General features: G+C 54.9%; 22 protein-coding genes, 1 tRNA gene and 10 pseudogenes. 7 read left to right on the top strand and 26 right to left on the bottom strand.

Annotated features, from left to right (window positions below; all coding sequences use genetic code 11):
• Positions 1-10: 10 nt before the first annotated feature.
• The 22 genes and pseudogenes from SOPEG_RS09890 to SOPEG_RS09795 all read right to left on the bottom strand — a co-directional run.
• Positions 11-325: pseudogene (locus SOPEG_RS09890) on the bottom strand (hypothetical protein); the annotation flags it as partial.
• A 50-nt stretch (positions 326-375) separates the two neighbouring features.
• On the bottom strand, positions 376-654 hold the full coding sequence (locus SOPEG_RS29445) for a hypothetical protein (protein ID WP_025245215.1): 279 nt from the start codon (positions 652-654) through the stop codon (positions 376-378).
• Positions 627-1,250, bottom strand: a complete 624-nt coding sequence (locus tag SOPEG_RS09880) for a tail assembly protein (RefSeq protein WP_417903439.1) — start codon at positions 1,248-1,250, stop codon at positions 627-629. Before SOPEG_RS09880 ends, SOPEG_RS29445 begins: the two co-directional genes overlap by 28 nt.
• Positions 1,234-1,962, bottom strand: a complete 729-nt coding sequence (locus tag SOPEG_RS09875) for a C40 family peptidase (RefSeq protein WP_025245214.1) — start codon at positions 1,960-1,962, stop codon at positions 1,234-1,236. Before SOPEG_RS09875 ends, SOPEG_RS09880 begins: the two co-directional genes overlap by 17 nt.
• A 102-nt stretch (positions 1,963-2,064) precedes the next feature.
• Positions 2,065-2,238, bottom strand: a pseudogene (locus tag SOPEG_RS29440) (phage minor tail protein L); the annotation flags it as partial.
• Between the two features lie 77 nt (positions 2,239-2,315).
• Entirely contained in the window at positions 2,316-2,651 is a 336-nt protein-coding gene (locus SOPEG_RS09870; RefSeq protein WP_025245213.1) for a phage tail protein, read from the bottom strand.
• 2 nt (positions 2,652-2,653) lie between these two features.
• Complete coding sequence (locus SOPEG_RS31180) at positions 2,654-4,423, bottom strand: phage tail tape measure protein (RefSeq protein ID WP_051419608.1); 1,770 nt, start codon at positions 4,421-4,423, stop codon at positions 2,654-2,656.
• Positions 4,424-4,639: 216 nt separating this feature from the next.
• Positions 4,640-5,485: pseudogene (locus tag SOPEG_RS31175) on the bottom strand (phage tail tape measure protein); the annotation flags it as partial.
• Between the two features lie 240 nt (positions 5,486-5,725).
• The gene (locus tag SOPEG_RS09860; protein WP_025245212.1) at positions 5,726-6,091 is read right to left on the bottom strand and encodes a phage tail protein; all 366 of its coding nucleotides are present in this window, start codon (positions 6,089-6,091) and stop codon (positions 5,726-5,728) included.
• Positions 6,088-6,594, bottom strand: a complete 507-nt coding sequence (locus tag SOPEG_RS09855; protein ID WP_025245211.1) for a hypothetical protein — start codon at positions 6,592-6,594, stop codon at positions 6,088-6,090. The genes SOPEG_RS09860 and SOPEG_RS09855 overlap by 4 nt, the downstream gene beginning before the upstream one ends.
• Before the next feature lie 34 nt (positions 6,595-6,628).
• Positions 6,629-7,021 (bottom strand): HK97-gp10 family putative phage morphogenesis protein, encoded by a 393-nt coding sequence (locus SOPEG_RS09850; RefSeq protein WP_025245210.1) that lies wholly within the window; start codon positions 7,019-7,021, stop codon positions 6,629-6,631.
• Positions 7,018-7,389: a hypothetical protein gene (locus tag SOPEG_RS09845; protein WP_025245209.1), complete on the bottom strand. Its 372-nt coding sequence runs from the start codon at positions 7,387-7,389 to the stop codon at positions 7,018-7,020. Before SOPEG_RS09845 ends, SOPEG_RS09850 begins: the two co-directional genes overlap by 4 nt.
• On the bottom strand, positions 7,373-7,720 hold the full coding sequence (locus SOPEG_RS09840) for a phage head closure protein (RefSeq protein WP_025245208.1): 348 nt from the start codon (positions 7,718-7,720) through the stop codon (positions 7,373-7,375). Before SOPEG_RS09840 ends, SOPEG_RS09845 begins: the two co-directional genes overlap by 17 nt.
• A complete protein-coding gene (locus SOPEG_RS09835; protein ID WP_025245207.1) occupies positions 7,720-8,037 on the bottom strand; it encodes a head-tail connector protein in 318 nt (105 codons plus the stop codon). Before SOPEG_RS09835 ends, SOPEG_RS09840 begins: the two co-directional genes overlap by 1 nt.
• A 43-nt stretch (positions 8,038-8,080) precedes the next feature.
• Positions 8,081-9,284, bottom strand: a pseudogene (locus SOPEG_RS09830) (phage major capsid protein).
• A gap of 1 nt (position 9,285) precedes the next feature.
• Complete coding sequence (locus tag SOPEG_RS09825; RefSeq protein ID WP_025245206.1) at positions 9,286-9,951, bottom strand: HK97 family phage prohead protease; 666 nt, start codon at positions 9,949-9,951, stop codon at positions 9,286-9,288.
• A gap of 13 nt (positions 9,952-9,964) precedes the next feature.
• A pseudogene (locus tag SOPEG_RS09820) lies at positions 9,965-11,211 on the bottom strand (phage portal protein).
• Positions 11,212-11,366: 155 nt separating this feature from the next.
• Positions 11,367-12,740 carry a terminase large subunit gene (locus tag SOPEG_RS09815; RefSeq protein WP_236851738.1) on the bottom strand — a complete coding sequence of 458 codons (1,374 nt, stop codon included), beginning with the start codon at positions 12,738-12,740 and terminating at the stop codon, positions 11,367-11,369.
• A 12-nt stretch (positions 12,741-12,752) separates the two neighbouring features.
• Positions 12,753-13,235, bottom strand: coding sequence for a hypothetical protein (locus tag SOPEG_RS09810; protein ID WP_025245205.1), 483 nt, complete (start codon positions 13,233-13,235; stop codon positions 12,753-12,755).
• Positions 13,236-13,448: 213 nt separating this feature from the next.
• The gene (locus tag SOPEG_RS09805; RefSeq protein WP_025245204.1) at positions 13,449-13,787 is read right to left on the bottom strand and encodes an HNH endonuclease signature motif containing protein; all 339 of its coding nucleotides are present in this window, start codon (positions 13,785-13,787) and stop codon (positions 13,449-13,451) included.
• Positions 13,784-14,026, bottom strand: a complete 243-nt coding sequence (gene lysC / locus SOPEG_RS31170) for an Rz1-like lysis system protein LysC (RefSeq protein WP_038468547.1) — start codon at positions 14,024-14,026, stop codon at positions 13,784-13,786. The genes SOPEG_RS09805 and lysC overlap by 4 nt, the downstream gene beginning before the upstream one ends.
• Positions 13,920-14,306: a hypothetical protein gene (locus SOPEG_RS09795; RefSeq protein WP_038468544.1), complete on the bottom strand. Its 387-nt coding sequence runs from the start codon at positions 14,304-14,306 to the stop codon at positions 13,920-13,922. The genes lysC and SOPEG_RS09795 overlap by 107 nt, the downstream gene beginning before the upstream one ends.
• 145 nt (positions 14,307-14,451) lie before the next feature.
• On the opposite strand from SOPEG_RS09795, the pseudogene SOPEG_RS09790 reads away from it, so the two are divergent.
• Both SOPEG_RS09790 and SOPEG_RS09785 read left to right on the top strand, forming a co-directional pair.
• Positions 14,452-15,579 (top strand): annotated as a pseudogene (locus SOPEG_RS09790) (IS256 family transposase); the annotation flags it as partial.
• Positions 15,580-15,654: 75 nt separating this feature from the next.
• Positions 15,655-16,578 (top strand): IS5-like element ISSoEn1 family transposase, encoded by a 924-nt coding sequence (locus SOPEG_RS09785; protein ID WP_025244427.1) that lies wholly within the window; start codon positions 15,655-15,657, stop codon positions 16,576-16,578.
• A gap of 199 nt (positions 16,579-16,777) precedes the next feature.
• Here SOPEG_RS09785 and SOPEG_RS09780 read toward each other — a convergent pair.
• A pseudogene (locus SOPEG_RS09780) lies at positions 16,778-17,158 on the bottom strand (IS21-like element ISSoEn3 family transposase); the annotation flags it as partial.
• Between the two features lie 173 nt (positions 17,159-17,331).
• Here SOPEG_RS09780 and SOPEG_RS09775 point away from each other — a divergent pair.
• A pseudogene (locus SOPEG_RS09775) lies at positions 17,332-17,517 on the top strand (IS5/IS1182 family transposase); the annotation flags it as partial.
• 47 nt (positions 17,518-17,564) lie between these two features.
• Here the strand turns inward: SOPEG_RS09775 and SOPEG_RS24500 are convergent.
• Positions 17,565-17,699 (bottom strand): annotated as a pseudogene (locus SOPEG_RS24500) (GlpM family protein); the annotation flags it as partial.
• A 123-nt stretch (positions 17,700-17,822) separates the two neighbouring features.
• Positions 17,823-18,047 (bottom strand): DUF2594 family protein, encoded by a 225-nt coding sequence (locus SOPEG_RS09765; protein WP_025245199.1) that lies wholly within the window; start codon positions 18,045-18,047, stop codon positions 17,823-17,825.
• A 651-nt stretch (positions 18,048-18,698) separates the two neighbouring features.
• Between SOPEG_RS09765 and uvrY the strand changes: the two genes are divergently transcribed.
• The 4 genes from uvrY (at position 18,699) to SOPEG_RS09745 (ending at position 21,995) form a co-directional block, all read left to right on the top strand.
• Entirely contained in the window at positions 18,699-19,355 is a 657-nt protein-coding gene (gene uvrY, locus SOPEG_RS09760; protein WP_025245198.1) for a UvrY/SirA/GacA family response regulator transcription factor, read from the top strand.
• Positions 19,348-21,180 (top strand): excinuclease ABC subunit UvrC, encoded by a 1,833-nt coding sequence (gene uvrC, locus SOPEG_RS09755; protein WP_025245197.1) that lies wholly within the window; start codon positions 19,348-19,350, stop codon positions 21,178-21,180. The genes uvrY and uvrC overlap by 8 nt, the downstream gene beginning before the upstream one ends.
• Positions 21,181-21,238: 58 nt before the next feature.
• Complete coding sequence (pgsA, locus tag SOPEG_RS09750) at positions 21,239-21,787, top strand: CDP-diacylglycerol--glycerol-3-phosphate 3-phosphatidyltransferase (protein ID WP_025245196.1); 549 nt, start codon at positions 21,239-21,241, stop codon at positions 21,785-21,787.
• 151 nt (positions 21,788-21,938) lie between these two features.
• Positions 21,939-21,995 (top strand) — tRNA-Gly (locus SOPEG_RS09745).
• Positions 21,996-22,020: 25 nt separating this feature from the next.
• Here the strand turns inward: SOPEG_RS09745 and SOPEG_RS26245 are convergent.
• A pseudogene (locus SOPEG_RS26245) lies at positions 22,021-23,232 on the bottom strand (IS256 family transposase).
• Positions 23,233-24,052: the final 820 nt, after the last annotated feature.

Raw genomic sequence — 24,052 nt, 5'->3', positions numbered from 1 at the left:
AATTTCTAAACAGGCTTATCCCGACCGCTACCTCATTATCCACCTCCGGCATGCCCTGAATGTAGTCCTGATCTTGCGTGCCCTTGCGGTATTCCCAGACGACGCCGGTAAAATTATACGACCCATCGTCATTCGCCAGCGGGGTATTGCCTATAAAGATATTTTGTGCGGTTAGCTCGCCCTGGATTTCACCTTCAGAAAGGGCCAGCAGCATTTTAAGCTTCGACACCGACAGCAGGTTATCGCTCTGTTCCGTGGGCGTATGGCCGCCACCGCCGCCGCCTTTGGCCCCCTGGATTATTGTTGCGTTTTTAAGCAGTTGCATGGTTTACCTATTACTTCATCAAGACGATTGCTTTTCAGTCACGTTGAGCCTTATTCCCAATGCTCGTCTTCTGCAATGCGATCCAATGTGAATGCAATCACACGCTTTTGTTCATCAGAAAAAGTGCTCCATATCTCAATAAGCTGCGGTGTGGCATAGTTTCGCCAGTTATGAACCCGATTCTTTTCTTTCCAACAAGGCGTGCGCCAATCGAGGTATTGACAGGTAATATCGAGGTCATCACGCAATATCTGTTTAATTTCGTCTTCACTCGGCGCTTGCTGTTTTACTGGTGGGGCACTCAGGATAAAATTTTTAAGCAGTTGCATGGTTTACCTACTGCTGGTCGCTGGCAAAAACACCGGCGCTGATGACTGCACCGCCGATTTCCCGCTGGCCGTACAACACCGGCACCGGGTAGCCCATCGCCACCGTGTTGACAGGTGCGCCAGTTGGGTTTATTATCAGCGCTTGATGATTTTCCGACGCCGTAATTGGGCTGCAGCGTCATCAGCTGCACCACACCACCCAGCAGCATCGAGGTTCCCAGGCCGGTAAGCAGGGTTGATGCCGCCACGCCGAACAGCGCCAGCGACGTTCCTGCGGTAAAAAAGGCCCCGGCCAGCGCAGCGGCACCCAACACCACCTGTAACAAGCCTCCGAGTTTGGCCCCTTCAATCACCGACATAATGGCAATATTCCGGTCACCCTTACTCATATCAAACTGCTCAATGCCGATATTTTCCTTGCCGTTAAAGAAAGCAAAACGAATACCGTCATGGTGGGCGTTGCTCATATATTTTTCAAAGCCGGGCAGCGTGACGCAAAGCGCCCGGAGAGCCTCTTTCACATCGGCAACATGGTAACGGTGAGTGCGGCCAAAGCGTTTGCCCAGCGTCCCTTTCAGTTTAATGGTTCTCAGCATGTAAACGCTCCTTGTGGCGCACGATGCGCACCGTTCTGTCTCGGTAATAGCGGCCATATGGCGTTCGTGCCGACAGTTTGCCAAACAAATGGTGAAGCATAAGATTATCCCCGAGATAGACGGCAGCGTGATTGGTGACCGGGGCCGATACCTGCATCATGATAATGTCGCCAGAGCGCATCGTCTCAGGCGCAACCTCGACAAAACCTGCCCCTTGCCAGTTATCGTCGTAGCGGTTTTCCTGTCCTTCCGTCCACCATTCATACGCCACAGAGAAATTAGGCAATTGAATGCCGTACGTCTGCCGGTAGTAGTCCATAATCAGTGTCCAGCAGTCATCAAACCCCAGCACCCAGGCCCGCCCCGTCAGTGGCCGTTCCCCTCTGGGCGACAGGGTGCAAAAATCCCCGTCCGGCCATGACATAATGCCCCATTCCACCCCGCTATAATCGCACTGTAGCCGGTCAAGCTCTGAGGGAAGGAGCCGCACTACATCGGGATGCGAATGCACTATCATCACGATATCGCCCTGCACTTCCGCCTGCGCATAATCGTCCGGGGAAAGCGTAAAATGGTCCGTCGGAGACGGGTGGATATTGCGACACGGCAGGTAGTATGCCCCCGGGGCCGTCTGGACAATCAGCCCGCATGCTTCTTTCGGGTATTCCCACGCCACATGCTCGCGGATGGGGCCTAACAGCGTCTCATCCATGTTACCGCCCCTGGAGGTTAGCGCCGGGTTGACCACCGAACGGTAAAGGCTGGTCGGGACCAAAACGCGGCTTGCAGTCAGACGACAACCGTCCGCCACCGACAGCCCGGGCTGTGGCTGCGACCCGGTACTGGTTAATGCCAGTCCGGTCACGGTGTAAGGATGCGGATCGTACTCGTTGCCCTGCCAGCGGATAGAGGGCAGGCTTTCCCCGGCAAAGGAGGCCCAGCCGTCAACATTGATATTATGGGCATGAAAGCGCAGCACCCTATCCATACCAAATGCCGTGCCGTCAACTTCGACCAGCTGAACCAGCGATCCCGGCTCAAGCGACTGTAAATCCTGCGTCAGATTCATGGCGAAAACGCCTCCTCGAAAGTAAAACCCATTTCCACCAGAGAGCCGTGAAGAAATCGCGTCCGGATCGCATCGGACTTGACGCGATAGCGTTTTTTCTCCCCCCAGGGGTTAACCCACCAGAAGGCCCGGGTCACGTGATTTATCAGAAAATGCCGAACAGCCAGCAGCGACTCCCGATCGCCGTTACAACTCAGTGACCAGCTTTCGCTGACATCATGAATGCCTTTACTGCTCACCTGCTTATAACCCTCGCCGAATTGCGCTTCAATCGTCGCAACCTTCAGTTGTTCACTGCTGTTTACCCTGACAGGCCAGCTAAATGTGTCCATCTTTACCGTTCCTTAATGGCATACCAGAGGGGGGAGCCCTGTCTGCCCGCCTGTTCATTGACCACATTGATAATGAGTGGCTTTAATTGGTTCGCGATGCCATTAACATCCATCCCCGCCCCGGCCGCGCTGTCACTGCGTTCATCGGTAGTGAAAACGAAGCCCCCCATATTCACAATCACATCGCCACCGCGTCCGCCCCTCTCCACGGCCTGCACGCCCAGCCGACCGTCTGACCCACGCTTGATAGGCATAATCGCCTCCGGGCCGGATTCCCCCACCAGCCCCGCGCCGTGGGAAAACGCAAACAGCGTCGGTTGACTGACCACCTGCCCGCTAAAGGCGCTCAGACTCCGGGAGACGTAGACGCCGCCTTTAGTGTTCAGGGTCAGCCCGTTATAGGCTCCACTGCTGAACGCATTGGCCGCAGAACTCCCGTTGCCGCCAAAACCGCCCATAAACAAGGAGAGAAGTGTTTTGGTGATAAGCGCCTGCGCCGCCATGTCCACCAGATTTTTGATGACCGATTGCGCCAGTGAGGCAAACAACCCCGACAGACTCTCCTTGAAAGAGCGGGCCCCGGTCAGCAGGCCGGTCAACATATTGGTTGTCCGTTCGCGCAGGGTCTCCGCCAGCGACAGGGACAGCTTGTGCAACCGGCTTTGGCCGCCATACAGTGCTAATGCGGCCTGATATTGCGCGTCCGCCGAGTACTGAGCGGTTTTTTGCATCAGCGCTTCGTACTGGGCTTTGCTCAGGCTGCCATTGGCATAGTACGCATCCAGAAGACTTTGTTGCCGGACCAGCTGGTTTTGCAGGGCGATTACGGGGTCAACCTCACCGGCAAGACTAAGACGGGGGGCGGCGGCAGACTCGGCCTGTGCTTTTACTAACGCCTGCGTACGGGTATAGGCCAATTGGCGGCGGGCCGTTTGGTAGTCCTGCTCGCTCAGCAAGCGCGCCGCCCACAACGCGTTCAGTTCGCGGCTGGCGTCCCGCTCGTGGCGTAGCTGCGTTTTGACCGGGGAATAGCGCTCAGCCAGCTGCTGGCGCTGCCGCTGATAATTCTCCGCCTGCATCCCCTGCACGCGCTGGAGGTCAGACTGTGCCGCCCCAGCGGCATTGGCGCACGCCAGCAACCGTGACTGCGCCGCCTGCTCTTGCAGGGCAAGGCGCTGTAAACTACCGGCGTGAGCTTGTTCAATCTCCTGGCGCAACTGCTGATACTGATCGCGCGCCCGTTTTTGATCCGATTTCTCTGTGAGGCTGTCCTGACCGGACCAGGGCGTTTTGAGCGTTTCCTGCGGTGTTGCCTGTTTCGGCTTGACGGGGCCGTACGCCCCTGCCTTCAGACGCGCAAGCGCCTGGTGCGCATTGTCCAGCGAAGTCTTAACGGTTTGTGCCCCTTGATTGACGGCTTCCAAATCTGCCAGGGCGCGTTTTTTATCCGCCTCCACCCCTGAACGCTGGCCGAAAGGATCAAAGGCACTCAGGCCTTCCAGACGACTGTCGTAATCCTGCACCGCCTTCATCAGCTGGTTACGCTGGGTGATTTGGTTTTGATACTGCGCCGACAAATCCAGCACCTTGACATCCAGCTGTTTTGACGACAGCGCCATCAGCGCCTCGATGGTCTTCATCACCGCCTCTTTCAGCCCAATCGCTGACTCACGGGCGTCTTTGGCCTTTTGATGAAAATAGAGCAAGGCGGAGCCCGCCAGCATGGCCGCCCCCAGGGGGCCACCCACCAGGGAGAGCGCCCCGCGTGCCACGGACACTGCCGCCGAGACCGCCCGCGCCGAGACGGACAGTCGTGCGTTGGCTGCCGCTAACTGCTCGGTGGCCCGTACCTCGGCAAGACGGGATCCGCGTAACGTGCGGCTTAATGCGATATGCTCACGCTGCTAGCTTAGCTGGATACCGTTCGCCCGGTTTACCGCCGTCTGGGCCGCCAGATAACGCGCCTGCTCCTGTGCCAGCTGTCTTGATGCCTGCGCCTGCTCGAGAGTGGCACGGGCGGTTGCGGCCTGTTGTGTCGCGGCGGCTTTGGCCGCCTGTTGTTGTGCGACCCAGCCTGCGACGCTTTCCCGCAAGCCTGCGGTAAGTCGGGTGGTCAGCACCGGGATCAGGGTATAGAGTGCGACTGATGCCACGGTGGTGAAATTATCCGCCAAGGCATTAGTGGCGCGGGTAATATTTTGTATCCCGGTGCGTAACGGCCCGTTCCCCGACTGGCCGACCTGAATAACCAGCCCTTCAAACGCGCTGGTGAGTCCCATCAGGTCACCATTGAGATTGTTGACCCGAATAGCTGACTGCTCGTACGCGGTCTGGGTACCGGTCAACGCATGCGTCAGCGCCTCCAGCTTGTCGCGATTATCCACCAGAATGGAGGCGGCATTGATGTTCTCCACCCCAAACAGCTTGACCGCCTGTGCTGTGGAAAGCTTTTTCTTCGCCAGAGTATCCAGTGCGCCAACCAGCCCGACCACTGAGGGTTTCAGCGTTTTATCGGTGCCTTTTTCAAGCGTCAGAATAACGTTTCGTAGCGCCGTGCCTGCCTGTCCGCCCTTGACTTCACGCTCGGCCAGCACCTGAATGGCCGCATTCAGCTGCTCAAACCCCACACCCGCCAGCCCGGCCAGTCGCGAGGCCACGCCGCCAATAGTGGACGCCAGATGCTGGTAGGCCACTTCGGCTTTTTTAGTGTCCTGTTGCACGCCGCGCACAAAGCGACGCGACTGGTCGCCCGCCTGACGATAAACCGCCGTCAGCTGGGGCGTAAACGCATTGTTCAGGTACAGGCCTACGGCCAAAGAAGCAACATCTGCCATCGTTATCCTAACGCTCGCATCACGGCAGCACATTGTGCCTCAACGTTTGAGACGGCAGGCTGCGCCGGGGGGGGGGGGAAGTCTCGTTTACAGGTAGGGGGTCACGCGGTGCTGCCTGTATCAGCAAATACGCCTGCCAGTGAAGAAGCTCAGCGGCGGGTAGCGCCGCCAGTTTACGAATATCCGCCTCGCCCAGGCACTCTGCCAGTTGAAACAGAAAATAGAGTCAGGGCGAGTCGGTCAGTTTTTTTGCGCGTCCTCCAGTGACCCCACCGCATGGCGTTTGACCGTGGCAATGGCATCCAGCAACGTGCCGTTATCGTGCGCCGCCATCAGTGCATCAGCCGTTGGCAGGGCATCGGAGGGGATCGGCTGTCCGTCCGGATCACACAGGCAATCCAGCAGCATCTGCACGTTCAGCAACGACGCCTGACGCATATCCCCCGCCTCAAACGCCTGCGTCGCTTTCTCTTCCTGCTCAAGCAACGCCAGCGCGGACATACGGCGGATAAAATAGCGCCCGCCTAACAATTCACATTCCTGCGCCGTGTTCAGCGGTTTGAGCAACGACATTTTCAGGTTGTCGGTGTAAACAGTCTGCTTCATACGCCCTCTCCTGCACCACCCGTGCCTTTACCACCACTACCGCCGCCAGATGGGGGCGTTGTCTTTGTTCCCCAGGTCAGCGTGTTTTGCTTACCTTTGACGGTGATCTGAATGGCTTCATTGGCCGGGGCGCTAATTTCATTCATCTCCCAGCCCGATAACGCCAATATCATGGTGGCCGTTCGTTTATTCGGCAATTCAATGTAAAACTGCACGGTTTCCCGATTTTGCGCTGCTGTCAAAAATGCAGAGAAGTCTGGATCCTCGGGATTATCAAGAAACACCAGGGATTTTTCCAGGCCTTCCGGTAAATCGGAGATAAACTGCTTGTTGGTATCAATCAATGTAGTACAGTCGATATAGCCGCCGATTTGACCGGTCGCGCCAATCGCCCGACAATTTCTCAACGCTTTCATGGCGGTTACCGCCGCCCCGACCGCGCCGAACTTCACCACGGTACCCACCGGTAACGTGGAATACTCAGGGGATGTTTTGGTTGACATAGGGTACTCTCTCTTTAGGTGGAGGTAGCAGAGGCTACCGATTCTCGATGCCTCGACGGATTTCCGCCGCCAGCAAGCGTAAAACGTGGGATGTCTGGTATTTCATCGCCGGGCCAATAAAACGGTGCGCAACCTGCTTCACGGTGCCAAATTCCTGTGCCAGCGCTTTCATGCGGTGTTTTTTACCGGGGCCAACCCGTAAGGTGAGCTGTGCCCGCCCGCGTGTGCTGCTGCGTATGGTGATGCTGTCGCGCATATGAGGATCGTTACTCTCAGCGTCAAAACCGGCATGTTGACGCATATCGTCTTGCACCGACGCTAATGCCGCCCGGCCCGCCTGCCGCAGGATTTTTGTCGACATATCACGGCCCAGCGCCTCAAACTGCTGTCCAAGCGCGGCCAGACCTTCAACCTTCACGGTCATCATGAGGCGATCTCCGGGTGGTAAATCAGATAATCACGTACCCGGCGGTACCACTTGCTGTCCTCCAGGCTGTCGTACAGGTGCGAACGCTCGATATACTGAACTGGGCATCCGCCTATATCGCCATGCACTACCGTGCGCCAGGCGGCCCAGACCTGATTATCCATCGCCAGCACACGCTCGAAACGGCGGGAAACAAAGCTCAGTTGATACCGTCCGATCACCAGGCCGGTACTCACCAGACCGCCATCAACCGGCCTGTCGCTTATCTGCTGTACCGTGACAAAATCGCCATCATGCTGAGTCCCCAACAGTTGGTAAACCTTCACACCCAATAAGCGTGAAAGTGCTTGTTCAATTGCCAGTAACACGTTGAAATTCCTCTTCACATAGCAGTTCCAGACGGCGACAATGCCGATCCGGCAATGCAGCGATAATGCGATACACTTCGCCCCGTCCGGTCGGCGGCTTATGCACCAGTCGACACAGCGTCGGGCGAATATCGGCGTGATAGCGGATAAAGATTTTCGTGGTCACCGTGGTACGCTCGGCACTGGCGGCAATAAAATCCCGCCCGCTGATCGCACGAATATCCGCCGGTAGCGTGTACACCGTTTCCCACCCGACCGACTGCCCGTAGGCGTCTTTTGCGTCGGACTCCCGCTGCACGGTAACGCGATGACGAAGTCGTCCCGGCTCCATCAGGTATCCTCCCCGTGACCGCGCCAGTTGTGATACGGCCACAGCAGTTGCTCCGCCGCCCGGTTTTTGTAAAGCTGCACCTCACTTTGCCGGGTACGGTGCTCAAACAGATCGGCAAAGACCAGCAGCAGGGCAGAGACCACCAGGGTGGGCACATCCGCCGCCGTCTTCCAGCGCGGCTCGTCACACCAACGCAGGCAGTAGTCCAACGCCGCCTGGGCATAGCGGATAATCAGCGCGTTGCGGTCCTCTGCGTCAAACTCAATATGCGTCCTGAGCTCGTCAATCGGCACCAGGTCGGTTACGGCAATCGCCATAGATAATCAGGGCGGGATAACCCGCCCGCCTCCTGAGCGTGGATCACTCACCGCCGCCGGTGCCACCCTTGCCGCCTTTACCACCGCCTCCACTGGCAGGGGTAAAGCTGCCTTTAATCAGCGCTTGAGGACGGTAGTGCGCCAGCGCCAGCCGCTCTTCACACAGGATGGTCAGCATGTTTTTTACGAAGTTGTCGCGATCTTCACGGCTGATTTCTATCGCGGCATCCATGCGATCCCAGACTTGCGAGGCCAGGTCAAAGGCACCGACGGTAAAGGTTCCCTGCGTCTGGGCACGGGTCGGCACCACCGGCAGGCCCCACATAATATTGCTGGTAAACGCCTGCGGTCCGCCGAAGATATAGCGACCTTCGTTGTCTTTCAGCAGCGCAATGGTGTGCCAGTCACGCGGATGCAGGATGATGCCAGAGGCGTTAAATTCCGATTCACTCACCTGGTAAATCGCATGGGCTATCTGAATCGGCCCGCGTATCGCCGCTGGCGTTTAGCGTGGTGTCATAGGCGGTGGCGACATGATTGATGCCGGTCAAGTTATCCGCCGTGCCATCGCCGTTCAGCAACTGGTTTTCCTCAACCAGCGCCAGGCCGTACAGCAAGCGGTTATTGACGTAGGATTGCAGCATCGGTGCATAGTCCATCACCTGACGGGAAGCCTGCACCCAGTGCGCCACGGTGATAACCGTCGTACTCTGCTTCTCGAACGTCAGATCGAACTCCGGTTTTTGCGCCTTCTCCTTGACCGGTGCCGCGCTGTTGGTAAACAGCTTTTCCTTCACATATTCCAAAGAATTACTGGAAATGCGCCCCTGTGCCAGCAGATCGCGTATCACCAGACGCCGCAATCCCGGCATCACAATCCCCGGCACCTGCATAGGCTGGATCAGCGTTCCGGCCGAAGCGGCATCACTGCCCAGGGATTTATTGAAGGTTTTCGCCTCAAAGTGACCCTTGCTGCCGTTCCAGGACTGGGTAAGCTCTTCCGCTGCCCGTTCAGCGAAGCCTTTTTGTACCGTCGGGTTATCTGCCCCCGGCCCGCCTTTTTGCTCAAGGTCAAACAGACGGGTCCCGGCGGCTTTTAACTCTTCCTGCACCTTAATCAGATCGTCCTGTAATTGTTTGGATACACGACCGGTTTCCGCGATCTCGTTTTTCTGCGCGTCAAACAGCTGTGACATATTTTTCTGCGAGTCTTCTATCGCTTTCTGGATATCCGATAACTCAGACATATTATTTTCCTAATTGAAGAGGGAAAGCTTTGATGCGCTCACACAGCGCGGCGAGTGTGTCGCCTTCAGACTCGCTCCGAAGGGCCGACTTGATGCGGGCAATCAGCCCTATGGCCTGCGATTTGGACAAACCGGCAGAGTCTCTCAGCCAGTTTTCCGCATCGCGAATGTTGTCAATGCCGTCAAGGCTCTTTATGGACGACACGTTGGCCTGTTCATTGGCCGGAAAGGTACAGATGCTGATTTCCTGCAGGGCGGCAACGTTCTTGTAAATACGCCCCGTGCGGCTGATGTCATAATCCTCACGCCGAGCCTGAAAGCCCACAGACAGCCCTTCCACACTACCGTGCTTCATGGCCGCCATCAGATCTTGCGCGCCACGATGACCGGGCGTGAGCTCGCCCCTGACCCGCAAACCGCGGGCATCTTCGTCCAGCGCCGTCCATTTCCCGACCGGTAGCTCCCAGGTTCGGTGATTAAAAAACATGGCGACCTGACGCGACGGGTTGGATAACGCCTTCTTGAAGGCACCGGGCAGAAAGACATCGCCATCCGCATCGGTGTGGTTGAATACCGACGCGTAACCGTCGAAAATCCCCTGGGTCACGTCCCCGGTAAATTTAATTTCTGCCTGTTCAAAGGCGAGTGTTTTTTGAATGCTCGGCATACCTTGCCCCTTATTAACGCAACACCCCGTGTTCGCGGGGTGCATGGCCTAATTCATCCAGTGGAACGTTTTGCGATTGCCACGTGGCGACATCACCGCCGGGTAACGGCGGGTAGTTATCCAGCCGTCGCATTTCATTGATGGTGCGTAATCCCGCGTCCCCCATCGCCTTCATAAAGGTGGCCCGTGAAGCTGAATCCCCGCGCAGCAAGCCATCGAGGTTATGCTCAGCATGCAGTCGCCCCACGTCAGCGGGCCTGACCAGCCAGCGCTGGATACACTGCTCCCAGCGGGTGATATAGGGTTGCAGGGTGTATTGCAGAAAGCCCAGGTTCTGTTGCTCAATACCGGTACCCCACGATGTAGACTTTTCCACATCACCCACCAGATGCGGCGGGACGCCAAAGAAACGCGCCAGTTCACTAACCTGAAACTTGCGCGCCGCCATCGTCTCTGCATCCTGTGGACTGACGCCGATATCATGGGCGACAAAGTTTGACTCCAAAATCCACAACCGCTTTTTCACCGGACCACCGGCGATTTCACGGAAGTTGGCTTCAACCTGGTCGCGTTGCTCGGCACTCAATACATGATCGCCGACCGAAAGAATTTTGGACGACTTGCAGCCGTTAGCGTAAAATTCTCGCTGCTGCTGCTCCACCGCCACGCCGCCGGATTTGGCGGCATGGGAATGGGGGAGAGGCCAACCAGACCGTTAAAGCCAAGACCTTTCAGATGGAAAATTTCATGCTGCCTGAAGCGCGCAAACTCATGGTCACGCTGGTATTTGTAGATAATCTGTCTGCCTTCCAGCAGCACATCCATATTTGCCGACAGCAGCGGAATAAGGTTGACCACGTCTCCGGCCCGGTTGTGCTCAATCAGCGCATAGGCGTTGCCGTAAAAACAGAGCTGCATGGTCATCGCCTCACGAAACTCCTGCGCGGTCATATACGGATTAGGGGAATAGCGCAGTAACCGCGCCAGCGGATTATCCAGGCCGACCTTAGTGCGATTATCCGTGCGGTCAGTCTCGAAAACGTCCAGCGGTAGGCAGGTGGTCAGGGTGGAAATCAGACTGACGCAGCGCCAGACGGTAGAAATTTGCAGAATGCGCTCATCAATGACAGGCGAATCGCCCAACGTGCCACTGGCAGAGACCAGGCCGGTTTGCGAGCCCTGCGCCGGGGTTACCAAGCGTCCGCCAACAAACCAGGACGCCAGCCGTGCCCACAGCCCGTTATGGGTGCGCAAATCGATACTGTCATTTTTTCAGTCATTACATGCTCAGAGGTCGCGAAAGAAAGTCCTCGAAATCGCCGCCAGAGGCCGCCATTTCACCGTTCAGGGCACCGTCCGCCATCGCCACCATGCCATCAATACGTCCGGTAGCCTTGGCCTTGTCCAGCTTGCGGTTACCGGCCGCATCCTTTATTGATCACCGCATTCGCGGCACACATGGTCAGCACCGGGTGCATGCCGTGGCGCAGTTGCCCGTTCAGCAACAGGGATTCCAGGCGATCAATCGCCGGGGCCATATCCTTAAAACCCTGACCAAATTCTTTCAGGGGCAGGCTCAGCCCGATGTCCTGGGCCGCCTTGCGAAAAATCTCAATACGCCAGCGGTCAAAAGCAATGGCGTCCACCGCGTAATCCCCGAGGATCGCCGCGATATCCCGCGCCACCACGTCGTAATCCACACTGGCACCGGGTGTCGTATTAAGCAGACCTTGGCGCGCCCAGACGTCATACGGCACCCTGTCTTTCTTCGCCCGATCATGCAGCGGTTTTTCGGGCGTCCAGAAAAACGGCAAAACGCTCCAGCGCCCGGACGCCGTCTGACCTATCAGCACCAGAGCGGTCAGGTCGTTCTTTTCAGACAAATCCAGCCCGGCGTAGCAGCGCCCGGTAATCGGCTCCACGGCTTTGCCGCAGCTCTCCCATACCGAGCGGGAGATAAAGGGCGAGACGGTAGAGACCCGCTGATTCAGATTGAGGTTACGGAAGGTGTTTTCCGCACTGGGCATCCGGGCAGCCATTTCCGCTAAACGCTGCATGTCCTTGAGGGAGCGAAAGGTGCCCAGCGCCGGGTTAGCGGCCCTCCACGCCACCGGATCGGATAAATCCGCCTCTTTGTCAGCCTGATAGACATGGGAAACGATATGCGGATCGCCCGAGGTGGCAGCATCATCCAGCCAGACACTAAACAGGTCAGCATCATTGGCGGCCTGGGTACTGATGGCGATAAGCAGCAGGTTTTCATGCGCCCCCTGGGCGGTAACAATAGCGTCAATGAAATCGCTCTGCGGGCCGCGAATTTGTCCCACTTCATCCAGAATGGCCAGCACCGGCGACAGACCGTGCGTCGTTTTGCCTTCCGCCGCCAGTGCTTTGTACTCGACGTTCCAGGGCTTGCCCACCAGGCGCTTTCCGCTGGGGATAATATGCACCAACGGTTGAAGGGCAGGATTCAGGTTGATCATCTTGACCGCCAGATTAAACACAATCGCCGCCTGCTCCCGACTCATGGCCCCGCTAATAATCTGCGAATTCTGCACCGCTTCCGGCCCTACCAGATGGGCCAGCAGCAACCCCGCAATCAGCCCCGTCTTGCCGTTTTTGCGGGCAATGCTCAAATAGGCTTTATCGGTACCCTGGGGGTTATCATAGACCCCCTGCAGGAAACGTTTCTGGAAGTCATCCAGCCGTAGCGGCTGTCCTAGCCGTGCCCCCTCGGGAACGATGATGTAGCGTTCAATAAAGGCGATCACCCGCTCGCCGCGTGTCATGGGGGCCTCCGGTCAATGTTGCGGGAAGGCGATCAGATTGCCTTCCTCAGCCTGATGCACGTCCACAATGCTGCGGGCTTTTCGGTCATTGTCGTTACGCTTGCGCTGATCGCGGGTTTCGCCGTTGCTGGCGTGTGAATGGATCTGCAAATCCCGGCGCTGAGCCAGTACGGTGCGCTGGAGCGTGACAATATCGTTGCGCAACAGGGCAAGGGCCTTTTCATCACGCTCTTCGCTCGAAACACGCATTTTTTTGCGTAATTCATGGCGTAAACGGGTGATTTCGAGCTGATTATTCGCCAACTCTACCGCCGCCAGGAGGTCGGCTGGCGTCCAACTGTCCAGTGCTTTTGAGCGAATATTGTCATGCCACAAAGGTTCGGCTTTTTTCTCCAAACCCGCATGCGGTGGGGGCGTGAGAGTATCCTCGCACGCATTTTTCATGGCCTGAATAGCCGCCGTGGCGCTGTCTGAGCGCGTACGTTTATTTTCCATTGGCTATCTACATGAATAACATATAAAAAATCGGGTTAGCGTTAGAATAAAAATTAGAGGGCGGTCAATTCGCTTAATTCATTTGGAGTTTTATCCCTCCCCCTTACCGTTATTTTATTTGAAGCTTCCACAGAAAAATTTATTATTTAATTCCATCACGAAATGAAACTAATAAATAAAATCTCAGACGAATACTTTATTTTTAAATAAACCTTACCGCGGCCAGTATTGATTTCCATCCAAGGGCATACCCTGAAGGTCACACCCCATTCCCCCGCCGCGCTTCTCCATGCGTTGCTTGGTGGCGTTATGGTGCAATGTGCATAACGGTTGCCAGTTGCGCCGGTCCCAGAACAATCCCTGTGCCTGCGCGATGGCAACAGTATTACCGGACTGCAACGCCGCTTTCAGCTTGTGCGGAGTGATATGGTCAACCACAGTCGCCGCCACCGTCTTACCCTGCTGCTGGCACATCACGCACAGCGGATGGCGGGCAAGAAAGGCACGACGGGCTTTATCCCAACGCGAGCCATAGATGCGGGATTCGGTCATTTTCGCATTGCCTCAACCTGTCTCAACGCAGCTTTATCCTGATTGCACATCTCCAATGCCAGCAGCAGCTTCTCATTGAGTATCACGCTGTCGCCCCACGTCATATTTTCAGGAATAACCGGCGGTGGGCAATCATCGAGTAGTGTGGCCGGTATCGGCGCGGGCGGGATGGGCAGGTATTTTGTCTGTGTGCGTACGCAGCCGGTTAACAGCGGCAGCAGGGACAGGCAAACGAGCACAGCGCTCAGGCGTCATGGCCTCACGTATCTGGATGATACGCGGCTGGAAGTCCTGCACCGCTTGCTGATGTGCATCCTGTGTCACTCCGGCTATCTGGTTGAACAACGCTATAGCTTGTTCATAGTGGGTAAACTGTGCGCGGGCGGCGTCACGCTCGGCGACCATCGACTGATTGGCCTGCTTCAGGCGGGTGATTTCGACGTACTGGAGTCTCACCACGATGGCAAGAGCGGCAATCGTCGCAAGCATTGCGGCGAGCATGAGGAGTTTCCAGCGCATCACTTAATATGCTTTGATTTGCGATTAGTCATAGCAAGCAAAACATCAAGAAGAACTTTGGCCTGCTCCACACGAGCCTGTTTAGAAATTTGTGTATTTGCCTGATTTTGATATGTTCAATCCAACATCAAAAACAGGTTAATTTATGGACGAAAAACAGTTGCAAACTCTGGCTAACGAACTGGCCAAAAATCTCAAAACCCCTGAAGATCTCAGTCACTTCGATCGGCTGCTGAAAAAAATCAGCGTCGAAGCAGCTCTCAATGCCGAAATGACCCATCACCTCGGCTACGATAAAAATCAGCCTAAACCGGGGACCAACGCCCGCAACGGCTATTCCACAAAAACCGTTACCACTGGCGATGGCCCGCTGGCGCTGCGTACTCCGCGCGATCGTGACGGTTCCTTTGAACCGCAACTGGTGAAGAAGAACCAGACCCGGATTACCGGGATGGATAACCAGATTTTATCGTTGTACGCCAAAGGGATGACCACCCGCGAGATCGCCGCCGCGTTCAAAGAGCTGTATGACGCCGATGTCTCGCCGGCGCTGGTCTCAAAGGTCACCGATACGGTCATGGAGCAGGTTGTCGAATGGCAAAACCGGCCTCTGGATGCAGTCTATCCCATTGTTTATCTTGACTGTATCGTTCTAAAAGTCCGGCAGGACAGCCGCATCATCAACAAATCTGTGTTCCTGGCGCTGGGCATCAACATCGAAGGCCAGAAAGAGTTGCAAGGTATGTGGCTGGCCGAAAATGAAGGCGCAAAGTTCTGGCTGAACGTGCTGACAGAGCTGACAGAGCTGAAAAACCGCGGCCTGAACGATATCCTTATCGCCTGCGTAGACGGGCTGAAAGGTTTCCCTGACGCTATTAACGCGGTGTATCCGGAAGCGCGGCTCCAGCTGTGTATCGTGCATATGGTGCGCAACAGCCTGCGGTTCGTCTCCTGGAAGGACTACAAGGCCGTCACCCGCGACCTGAAAGCTATCTATCAGGCCCCTACGGAAGAAGCCGGCTTGCAGGCGCTGGAAGCGTTCTCCAGTGCCTGGGACATCCGCTACCCACAAATAAGTCAAAGCTGGCAGGCAAACTGGGCCAATCTGGCCACGTTCTTTGCCTACCTAACGGACATCCGCAAGGTGATCTACACGACCAACGCCATCGAGTCGTTAAACAGCGTGATCCGGCATGCCATCAAAAAGCGCAAGGTGTTCCCGACCGACGACACAGTGAAAAAGGTGGTGTGGCTGGCGATACAGGCGGCCTCAGGCTTTGTTGAATAAATCGAACTTTTAGGTGACTGGCGGCTCTGATCACTACATTCGTTTCAACATCAGGTCCCCATGGCAAAGCAAAAGTTTAAAATCACCAATTGGCCCGCATACAACAATGCGCTCAGGCAGCGGGGGGACCTGACAGTATGGCTTGATGAGTCTGCCATTGCTGCATGGACTGAGAGTACACCACCTGAACATCGTGGCCGGCCGCTTCACTACACCGATATGGCCATTACCACGGTTCTGATGATAAAGCGCGTGTTTAACCTTTCGCTCCGGGCGTTACAGGGTTTCGTTGACGCGATTTTTAAACTGATGGGGCTGTCGCTGCGCTGCCCAGATTACTCTCTGGTCAGCCGGCGAGCAAAAACCGTCGACATCAGCATAAAAACGCCAACCCGCGGCGAAATCTCACACCTGGTCATCGATGGCACCGGCCTGAAAATCTTCGGCGAAGGCGAATGGAAAGTCAGGCAGCATGGGGCTGAGAGGCGCAGAGTATGGCGCAAGCTTCATCTGGCAGTAGATAGCGCGACACATGAAATTATCTGTGCCGATTTATCGCTAAGTGGTACGACAGATGCGCAGGCGCTGCCCGGGCTGATTAACCAAACCCACCGGAAAATCAGGGAAGCGTCGGCTGACAGTGCTTACGATACGCGTTACTGTCATGATGCTCTGCTGAGGAAAAAAATAAAGCCGCTTATCCCACCGCGAAGTGGTGCGCAATATTGGCCAGCTCGATACCATGAGCGTAACCATGCGGTGGCAAATCAGCATCTGAGCGGCAATAACGATACCTGGAAAAAGAAAGTAGGTTATCACCGGCGTTCACTGGCTGAAACGGCCATGTTCCGGTTTAAAACACTTCTGGGTGGTCATCTGAGTCTGCATGACTATGACGCGCAGGTAGGTGAGGCTATGGCAATGGTCAAAGCGCTTAACCGGATCACGCTGTTAGGAATGCCAAACAGCGTCCGCATCATGTAACAATCGCCCTGATAGGGAGGAAGTCGTCACAAATTTCGGATTTATTCAACAAAGCGGCGGCCTCACAGAAATGGACAATGCCTTTGAGGGACTGGCGCATGGCAATGAGCCGCTTTATTATCGAGTTCGGTGACCGCCTGGACGGTCACTTCTGATTACACAGAATCGTGTACAGGGTCGCAGATTCCGACGTATCCGATCGGAACAGTGCACAAAACTGTGAGTAACCGAGGGCATCACCGCCCACGGCGGACTGATATTCCATCCAGAGCAGCTGCTTGGTCATGCCCTTGCGGCTTAACTCGGTATCGATATCAAGCCAGCTGGGTAAGGTATTGATAACTTTTCCGGATTTGCCGGGATAGAGCAGGCGGTCGAGGTCGACGGGGGACAGTTCCGCCGGCAATGGCCAGACCAGGTTAGCTACCGTGAATCGGCCGAGGATATCGTGCACGGTAGTACAGCCTATGCCGAGCGCTGCTGCGATAGTGCGATTCGAGCGACGCTGCTCGAATTTCATACGTAAGACATTAATATAGATGCACATTTCCGTTCTCGCTTTCTTCTTTTTACGTGCCATGCCATGCCCCCGGAAGCTAAAAGTCTCCAGAGTATGGCGGAACAGAAGATGAGCGATCGGACAGAATCGGAATCGCTGATCGGGCGACCGGAATCAGTGATCGGATGAAATCAGAATTAGTGATCGGGTGAAATCGGAATCAGTGATCGGATGTGACCGGAACCAGCAACCTGGAAAAGAAAGTAGGTTATCACCGGCGTTCACTGGCTGAAACGGCCATGTTCCGGTTTAAAACACTTCTGGGTGGTCATCTGAGTCTGCATGACTATGACGCGCAGGTAGGTGAGGCTATGGCAATGGTCAAAGCGCTTAACCGGATCACGCTGTTAGGAATGCCAAACAGCGTCCGCATCATGTAACAATCGCCCTGATAGGGAGGAAGTCGTCACAAATTTCGGATTTATTCAACAAAGCGGGCGAGAAGCGCAAAGGTGGGGAATAGCGGCAACAGACCGGCAATATAGTAGTTACGGGTTTTGGACAGCAGCGCGATTAGCACCACCACTAATACGCCCAGCAGGGCTTTGAACAGCAGCGTCATGACAATAAATGAAGTCGGGGAACCGTGGCATGAGTCTACCACGGTGCCGCCGGGATAGGTAAGCGGGTAAACGATCGCCACGACCGGCTGAGCCGGCCTGACCCCGCGGCGCGGGACGGGTCTTTATTGACGATAAGCGTGGGTTATCTGTTTTACGGTACTGGTAAATACCGCTTGCTGTTCGGGATCATCAAGCTGGCTGATGTATTTCTCCATTTTTATGATGACCTTGCCGGCATCGGCTTGCCCAATGGCTTTTAACAGCAGCGACATCATCGCCTTCATGCAGTTGAGCTCTTGTGCCAGTACCGCGGTTTCGCTATCGGTGGTAAATTCAACGTTGCCCATTATTGTCCCCGTCATCAGTGATTATTAAGACTGGCGCCGCGCTTGGCGTACCATACGCGTCGGCGGTCAACGCCATGTGCGCCGATTATAACAGGTTTTGTTTTATAAATTTAACTGACGTTGGTCATTTATCTCCGGCAAATTGCAGCAGGTTAAAAAAACACCACTCATGCCCCGATGTCCCGCTCTCGCCGGGCGAGGAGGATTAAACGGAGCGGCAATATATTATAATTAACTTTTAAGTTTGAATGTACGCTAAAAGTAATAAGGCATAAATGATTATTCTTTAAAAATATGTATATGAAATGATTGATGATAATATTGCCTCATCGAAAGAAAAATCATAATGAACTGATTTTTAAGTAAATTGCATATGGTTCTGTTCGTTTTTTAGACAATTTAGGGCGTGCGATGGACGTGCGGACGGGGTGACAAAAGAGGGGAAATCGGCAATACCCGACGGAATTTTGGTGAAATCTCCTTGCGGTGCAATAACCTATCTGTCTAAAATGAGCTTGCGCAGGCGACACTGCTGAATTTTTCCAGTATAAGCGAATAATCATTTTTCTTTATTTACTTAAAAAGCTGTAATATTAAGTCTTAAATATTTAATTCGCTTTACATCACTCCCTCTTTTTGGAGAATTTCTCTTTGATAAGCGTTTTTCTTGTTGATGACCACGAATTGGTGCGCGCAGGGATACGACGCATTCTTGAAGATATCAAAGGCTTCAAAGTCGTTGGCGAGGCACACTGTGGCGAAGATGCGGTAAAGTGGTGCCGCAACAATTGCGTCAATGTCGTGTTAATGGATATGAATATGCCGGGCATCGGCGGGTTGGAAGCCACGCGCAAAATCGTGCGCTTTTCGCCGGATATCAAAGTTATCATGCTGACCATTTACACAGAAAACCCATTACCTGCTAAAGTAATGCAGGCCGGGGCCGCAGGATACCTGAGCAAAGCCGCCGCTCCGCGCGAGGTCATCTGCGCCATTCGCGCGGTGAATGCCGGTAAACGCTACATCGCGTCCGATATCGCCCAGCAGATGGCCCTGAGTCAGCTGGAGCCGCAGGCGGAAACCCCCTTTGAATGTTTGTCCGAACGGGAACTCCAAATTATGCTGATGATTACCCGCGGGCAAAAGGTCACCGATATTTCGGAGCAGCTCAATCTGAGCCCTAAAACCGTTAATAGCTATCGTTACCGGATATTTAGTAAACTAAACATCAGCGGTGATGTAAAATTAACCCATCTGGCTATTCGCCACGGGTTGTTCAATACGGAGATTTTATTAAGTAGTGACTGACAGTTTTAACGCCAAACAATTCCTGAGCACCATGACCAGCCAGCCTGGCGTCTATAGCATGTATGATGCATCCGGTACGGTGATTTATGTCGGCAAGGCTAAAGATCTGAAAAAGCGCCTGGCGAGCTATTTTCGTGCCCAGGTTGCCAGCCGCAAGACCGAAGCGCTGGTGAAAAACATTCACCATATTGATGTGACCATTACCCATACGGAAACCGAAGCGCTGCTGCTTGAGCATAACTACATTAAGCTGTATCAGCCACGCTACAACGTATTGCTGCGCGACGACAAATCCTATCCCTTCATTTTCCTCAGCAGCGACGCGCATCCCCGCATCGCGTCCCATCGCGGGGCCAAACATGCGAAAGGGGATTACTTCGGGCCGTTTCCCAATGGTTATGCGGTAAAAGAGACGCTGGCCCTGTTGCAGAAGTTGTTTCCCATTCGCCAATGCGAGGACAGCGTGTATCGCAACCGTTCACGTCCGTGCCTGCAGTATCAGATAGGTCGCTGTCTGGGGCCTTGCGTACAGGGGCTGGTCAGCGATGAGGAATATCAGCAGCAGGTGGAATATGTGCGCTTGTTTCTGTTAGGCAAAGATCAACAGGTGCTTAACAAGCTTGTGGAGCGGATGGAGCTGGCCAGCCGCGCGCTAAACTTTGAGGATGCGGCGCGCGCGCGCGATCAGATCCAGGCGGTGCGCCGCGTGACGGAAAAACAGTTCGTTTCCGGCGACCGGGAAGATCTGGACGTCATCGGCGTGTCGTTTGACGCCGGTATGGCCTGCGTCCATGTACTGTTTATCCGCCAGGGGAAAGTTTTGGGTAGCCGCAGTTATTTTCCCAAAGTGCCGGCCGGCACGGAACTGGCGGAAGTGGTGCAAACGTTTGTCGGCCAATTCTATTTGCAGGGCAGTCAGATGCGCTCGCTTCCGGGCGAAATTCTTTTGGATTTCACGCTGCCTGAAAAAACGCTGCTGGCGGCGTCGCTGAGCGAGCAGGCGGGCAGAAAAATTCAGATCCAGACGCAGCCGCGCGGCGACCGCGCTCGTTATTTAAAGCTGGCCCGCACCAATGCCGCGACGGCGCTGGTGACTAAACTGTCGCAACAGTCGACGGTACATCAGTGTTTAGCCGCGCTGGCAGAGCTATTGGGTATTGAGCAGGTCAACCGGATGGAATGTTTTGACATCAGTCATACGATGGGGGAGCAGACCATCGCCTCCTGCGTCGTCTTTGACGGCAACGGGCCGGTACGCGCCGAATACCGCCGCTATAATATTAAAGGTATTACGCCCGGCGATGATTATGCCGCCATGGATCAGGTCCTGCGCCGGCGTTATGGTAAGGCGCTCGAAGAAAAGAAAATCCCCGACGTGGTGATTATCGATGGTGGTAAAGGTCAATTGGGTATGGCCAAAGCGGTGTTCGAGGAGTTGGACGTACCTTGGGACAAATCGCGCGTCGTGTTGCTCGGCGTGGCGAAAGGCGTAGACCGCAAGGCCGGCCTCGAAACGCTGTTTTTGGAACCCCATGGCGAGGGAATAGCGCTGCCGCCGGATTCGCCGGCCCTGCATGTGATTCAGCATATCCGCGATGATTCACACAACCATGCGATTACCGGCCATCGCAATAAACGTGCTAAGGTAAAAAATACCAGTGCGCTAGAATTGATTGAAGGTGTCGGGCCACGGCGTCGACAGTCACTGCTGAAGTACATGGGCGGTCTGCAGCCGTTACGCAATGCCAGCGTGGAGGAAATTGCCCAAGTGCCGGGTATTTCAGGCGCCTTGGCAGAAAAAATATTTAATGCGTTGAAACACTAGCGGCAATGTAGCAACATACTTGTTATTTCCACTCCGGCCAGATAGTTAACAAAGCACTATGCAACTGAATATACCGACTTGGCTTACCCTGTTCCGTGTCGTCATGATACCGTTCTTTGTTCTGGCCTTTTATCTGCCTTTCAAATGGGCGCCGCTGAGTTGCGCGCTCATTTTTGTCCTGGCGGCGGTGACGGATTGGTTTGACGGTTTCCTGGCCCGGCGTTGGAAACAAGCCACCCGCTTTGGCGCGTTTCTCGATCCCGTCGCGGATAAAGTGATGGTCGCCACGGCGCTGGTGCTGGTGGCGGAACATTTTCATTCATGGTGGATAACGCTGCCCGCGGCGACCATGATTGCCCGTGAGATTATCATCTCTGCGTTGCGGGAGTGGATGGCGGAGATAGGCAAACGTAGCAGCGTCGCGGTTTCGTGGATTGGTAAAGTGAAAACCACCGCGCAAATGCTGGCACTGGTGGCGCTGCTGTGGCGTCCAGACGACATCGTATCGGGGATAGGTATCGTCGCGCTATATATCGCGGCGGTGCTGACTTTCTGGTCAATGTTCCAATATTTGTATGCCGCCCGGCACGATTTGTTCGAGCATTGAGAGAAGCGCTGTAAAAAACAGCAAACGCGTCGGCGATGACTATTTTTGTATTGACTCATACGTCGAGGTCAGTAGAATGCATCGCATCGAAAGCAACCGCGGTTGTTTGCCGATAGGTTGCAAACCAGGTTGTTGAGAGTCATGCGGGAATAGCTCAGTGGTAGAGCACAATCTTGCCAAGGTTGGGGTCGCGAGTTCGGAGCCCGTACCGGATTCTGTGTAAATGCCTTTTCTCAGAAGTGACCGTCCAGGCGGTCACCGAACTCGATAATAAAGCGGCTCATTGCCATGCGCCAGTCCCTCAAAAGCATTGTCCATTTCTGTGAGGCCGCCTGTATCGCCAGCCACACCACCTTTTTCACTGCGTCGTCGGTCGGGAACACCTTGCGCTTTTTGATGACATGCCGGATCACGCTGTTTAACGACTCTCGGGTTTTAGGTCGTGTAGATCAACTTGCGGATGTCCGTTGGGACCCAAAAGAACGTGGCCAGATTGGCCCAGTTTGCCTGCCAGCTTCGACTTATTTGCGGGTAGCGGATGTCCCAGGCACTGGAGAACGCTTCCAGCGCCTGCAAGCCGGCTTCTTCCGTAGGGGCCTGATAGATAGCTTTCAGGTCGCGGGTGACGGCCTTGTAGTCCTTCCAGGAGACGAACCGCAGGCTGTTGCGCACCATATGCACGATACACAGCTGGAGCCGCGCCTCCGGATACACCGCGTTAATAGCGTCATGGAAACCTTTCAGCCCGTCTACGCAGGCGATAAAGATATCGTTCAGGCCGCGGTTTTTCAGCTCTGTCAGCACGTTCAGCCAGAACTTTGCGCCTTCATTTTCGGCCAGCCACATACCTAGCAACTCTTTCTGGCCTTCGATGTTGATGCCCAGAGCGCCAGGAACACAGATTTGTTGATGATGCGGCTGTCCTGCCGGACTTTTAGAACGATATAGTCAAGATAAACAATGGGATAGACTGCATCCATAGGCCGGTTTTGCCATTCGACAACCTGCTCCATGACCGCATCGGTGACCTTTGAGACCAGCGCCGGCGAGACATCGGCGTCATACAGCTCTTTGAACGCGGCGGCGATCTCGCGGGTGGTCATCCCTTTGGCGTACAACGATAAAATCTGGTTATCCATCCCGGTAATCCGGGTCTAGTTCTTCTTCACCAGTTGCGGTTCAAAGGAACCGTCACAATCGCGCGGAGTACGCAGCGCCAGCGGGCCATCGCCAGTGGTAACGGTTTTTGTGGAATAGCCGTTGCGGGCGTTGGTCCCCGGTTTAGGCTGATTTTTATCGTAGCCGAGGTGATGGGTCATTTCGGCATTGAGAGCTGCTTCGACGCTGATTTTTTTCAGCAGCCGATCGAAGTGACTGAGATCTTCAGGGGTTTTGAGATTTTTGGCCAGTTCGTTAGCCAGAGCCTGCAACTGTTTTTCGTCCATAAATTAACCTGTTTTTGATGTTGGATTGAACATATCAAAATCAGGCAAATACACAAATTTCTAAACAGGCTCTAAGTTCGAGCCTCGTTTCCCGCTCCAAATTTTAGTTAGCCGGTGTCATTCATCCATCGGTTGACGTTGAAAGGACCCATAGGGGTCCTTTTTTGTTGTCGCTCGCTCAGTTTCGCCCCAGGATATTATGCCGCTTGCGGCTGCCGGTTCACGCACTGTCCATCAGACCCAAGGCTTCTGTCTCCCAATACCCCCCGTTGTCTCACGCCAATCCTTTCCTAGGGCACAGCGAACGCCGAGCGAATAGCGCTATGCCCCGAGATACCAATGGTGAGAGAGATGCCCGGTGGTGACAACTATCATTTCAAGGTTAAACAGATTGTTGCCATGGCGCAAAGATTCGCTGTTAAGGAGATAATGGCGGGCGCCTGGCATCCAGCATGTGGTATCTCGCATTTTGTATCCAGCTTCGCGTCCATGGCATCTCGCTCTTGCCCTTGCCGTTTGGCCGCGCGGACTTCGGCGTGAGGCAGCGAGGCGTAAGGCCGCTGGCGGGGCAACTCCGGCGGGGTAGGGGGTCACTTTGGTTAAACATAAGCGGTGTCGGCAAGGGACGGTCTCTCATCAACAGCTATTACTTACCTGATTGGCGATGGAATAAAGCCAGTCAGTCGTGCGCTTGGCCAGCGGACGGATTGTTTTGTTGTCGCACTGTCCCCATCATTAAGGTTTGTCCGAGGTAAGGAAAAGACGGCAATTCTTATGGCGTTGCCCGGTTGGCTGTGATGTAACCATCTAAACGTCCCCA

The organism is Candidatus Sodalis pierantonius str. SOPE (assembly GCF_000517405.1).
In the GTDB taxonomy this organism is placed as follows: Bacteria; Pseudomonadota; Gammaproteobacteria; order Enterobacterales; family Enterobacteriaceae; genus Sodalis_C; species Sodalis_C pierantonii.
The sequence above is the reverse complement of the archived record's forward strand: the minus strand, read 5'-3'. Positions and strand labels throughout refer to the sequence as shown.

Excerpts from the sequence above, each read along its gene's own strand:
- SOPEG_RS09815 (WP_236851738.1), bottom strand. The coding sequence starts at position 12,740 with ATGACACGCGGCGAGCGGGTGATCGCCTTTATTGAACGCTACATCATC.
- SOPEG_RS09805 (WP_025245204.1), bottom strand. The coding sequence starts at position 13,787 with ATGACCGAATCCCGCATCTATGGCTCGCGTTGGGATAAAGCCCGTCGT.
- SOPEG_RS09840 (WP_025245208.1), bottom strand. The coding sequence starts at position 7,720 with ATGGAGCCGGGACGACTTCGTCATCGCGTTACCGTGCAGCGGGAGTCC.
- SOPEG_RS29445 (WP_025245215.1), bottom strand. The coding sequence starts at position 654 with ATGCAACTGCTTAAAAATTTTATCCTGAGTGCCCCACCAGTAAAACAG.
- SOPEG_RS09765 (WP_025245199.1), bottom strand. The coding sequence starts at position 18,047 with ATGGGCAACGTTGAATTTACCACCGATAGCGAAACCGCGGTACTGGCA.
- SOPEG_RS09785 (WP_025244427.1), top strand. The coding sequence starts at position 15,655 with ATGGCAAAGCAAAAGTTTAAAATCACCAATTGGCCCGCATACAACAAT.
- SOPEG_RS09850 (WP_025245210.1), bottom strand. The coding sequence starts at position 7,021 with ATGATGACCGTGAAGGTTGAAGGTCTGGCCGCGCTTGGACAGCAGTTT.
- SOPEG_RS09880 (WP_417903439.1), bottom strand. The coding sequence starts at position 1,250 with ATGCTGAGAACCATTAAACTGAAAGGGACGCTGGGCAAACGCTTTGGC.
- SOPEG_RS09810 (WP_025245205.1), bottom strand. The coding sequence starts at position 13,235 with ATGGAAAATAAACGTACGCGCTCAGACAGCGCCACGGCGGCTATTCAG.
- SOPEG_RS09835 (WP_025245207.1), bottom strand. The coding sequence starts at position 8,037 with ATGGCGATTGCCGTAACCGACCTGGTGCCGATTGACGAGCTCAGGACG.
- SOPEG_RS09875 (WP_025245214.1), bottom strand. The coding sequence starts at position 1,962 with ATGGATGAGACGCTGTTAGGCCCCATCCGCGAGCATGTGGCGTGGGAA.
- pgsA (WP_025245196.1), top strand. The coding sequence starts at position 21,239 with ATGCAACTGAATATACCGACTTGGCTTACCCTGTTCCGTGTCGTCATG.
- SOPEG_RS09825 (WP_025245206.1), bottom strand. The coding sequence starts at position 9,951 with ATGCCGAGCATTCAAAAAACACTCGCCTTTGAACAGGCAGAAATTAAA.
- SOPEG_RS09855 (WP_025245211.1), bottom strand. The coding sequence starts at position 6,594 with ATGTCAACCAAAACATCCCCTGAGTATTCCACGTTACCGGTGGGTACC.
- SOPEG_RS09795 (WP_038468544.1), bottom strand. The coding sequence starts at position 14,306 with ATGCGCTGGAAACTCCTCATGCTCGCCGCAATGCTTGCGACGATTGCC.
- SOPEG_RS09870 (WP_025245213.1), bottom strand. The coding sequence starts at position 2,651 with ATGGACACATTTAGCTGGCCTGTCAGGGTAAACAGCAGTGAACAACTG.
- SOPEG_RS09860 (WP_025245212.1), bottom strand. The coding sequence starts at position 6,091 with ATGAAGCAGACTGTTTACACCGACAACCTGAAAATGTCGTTGCTCAAA.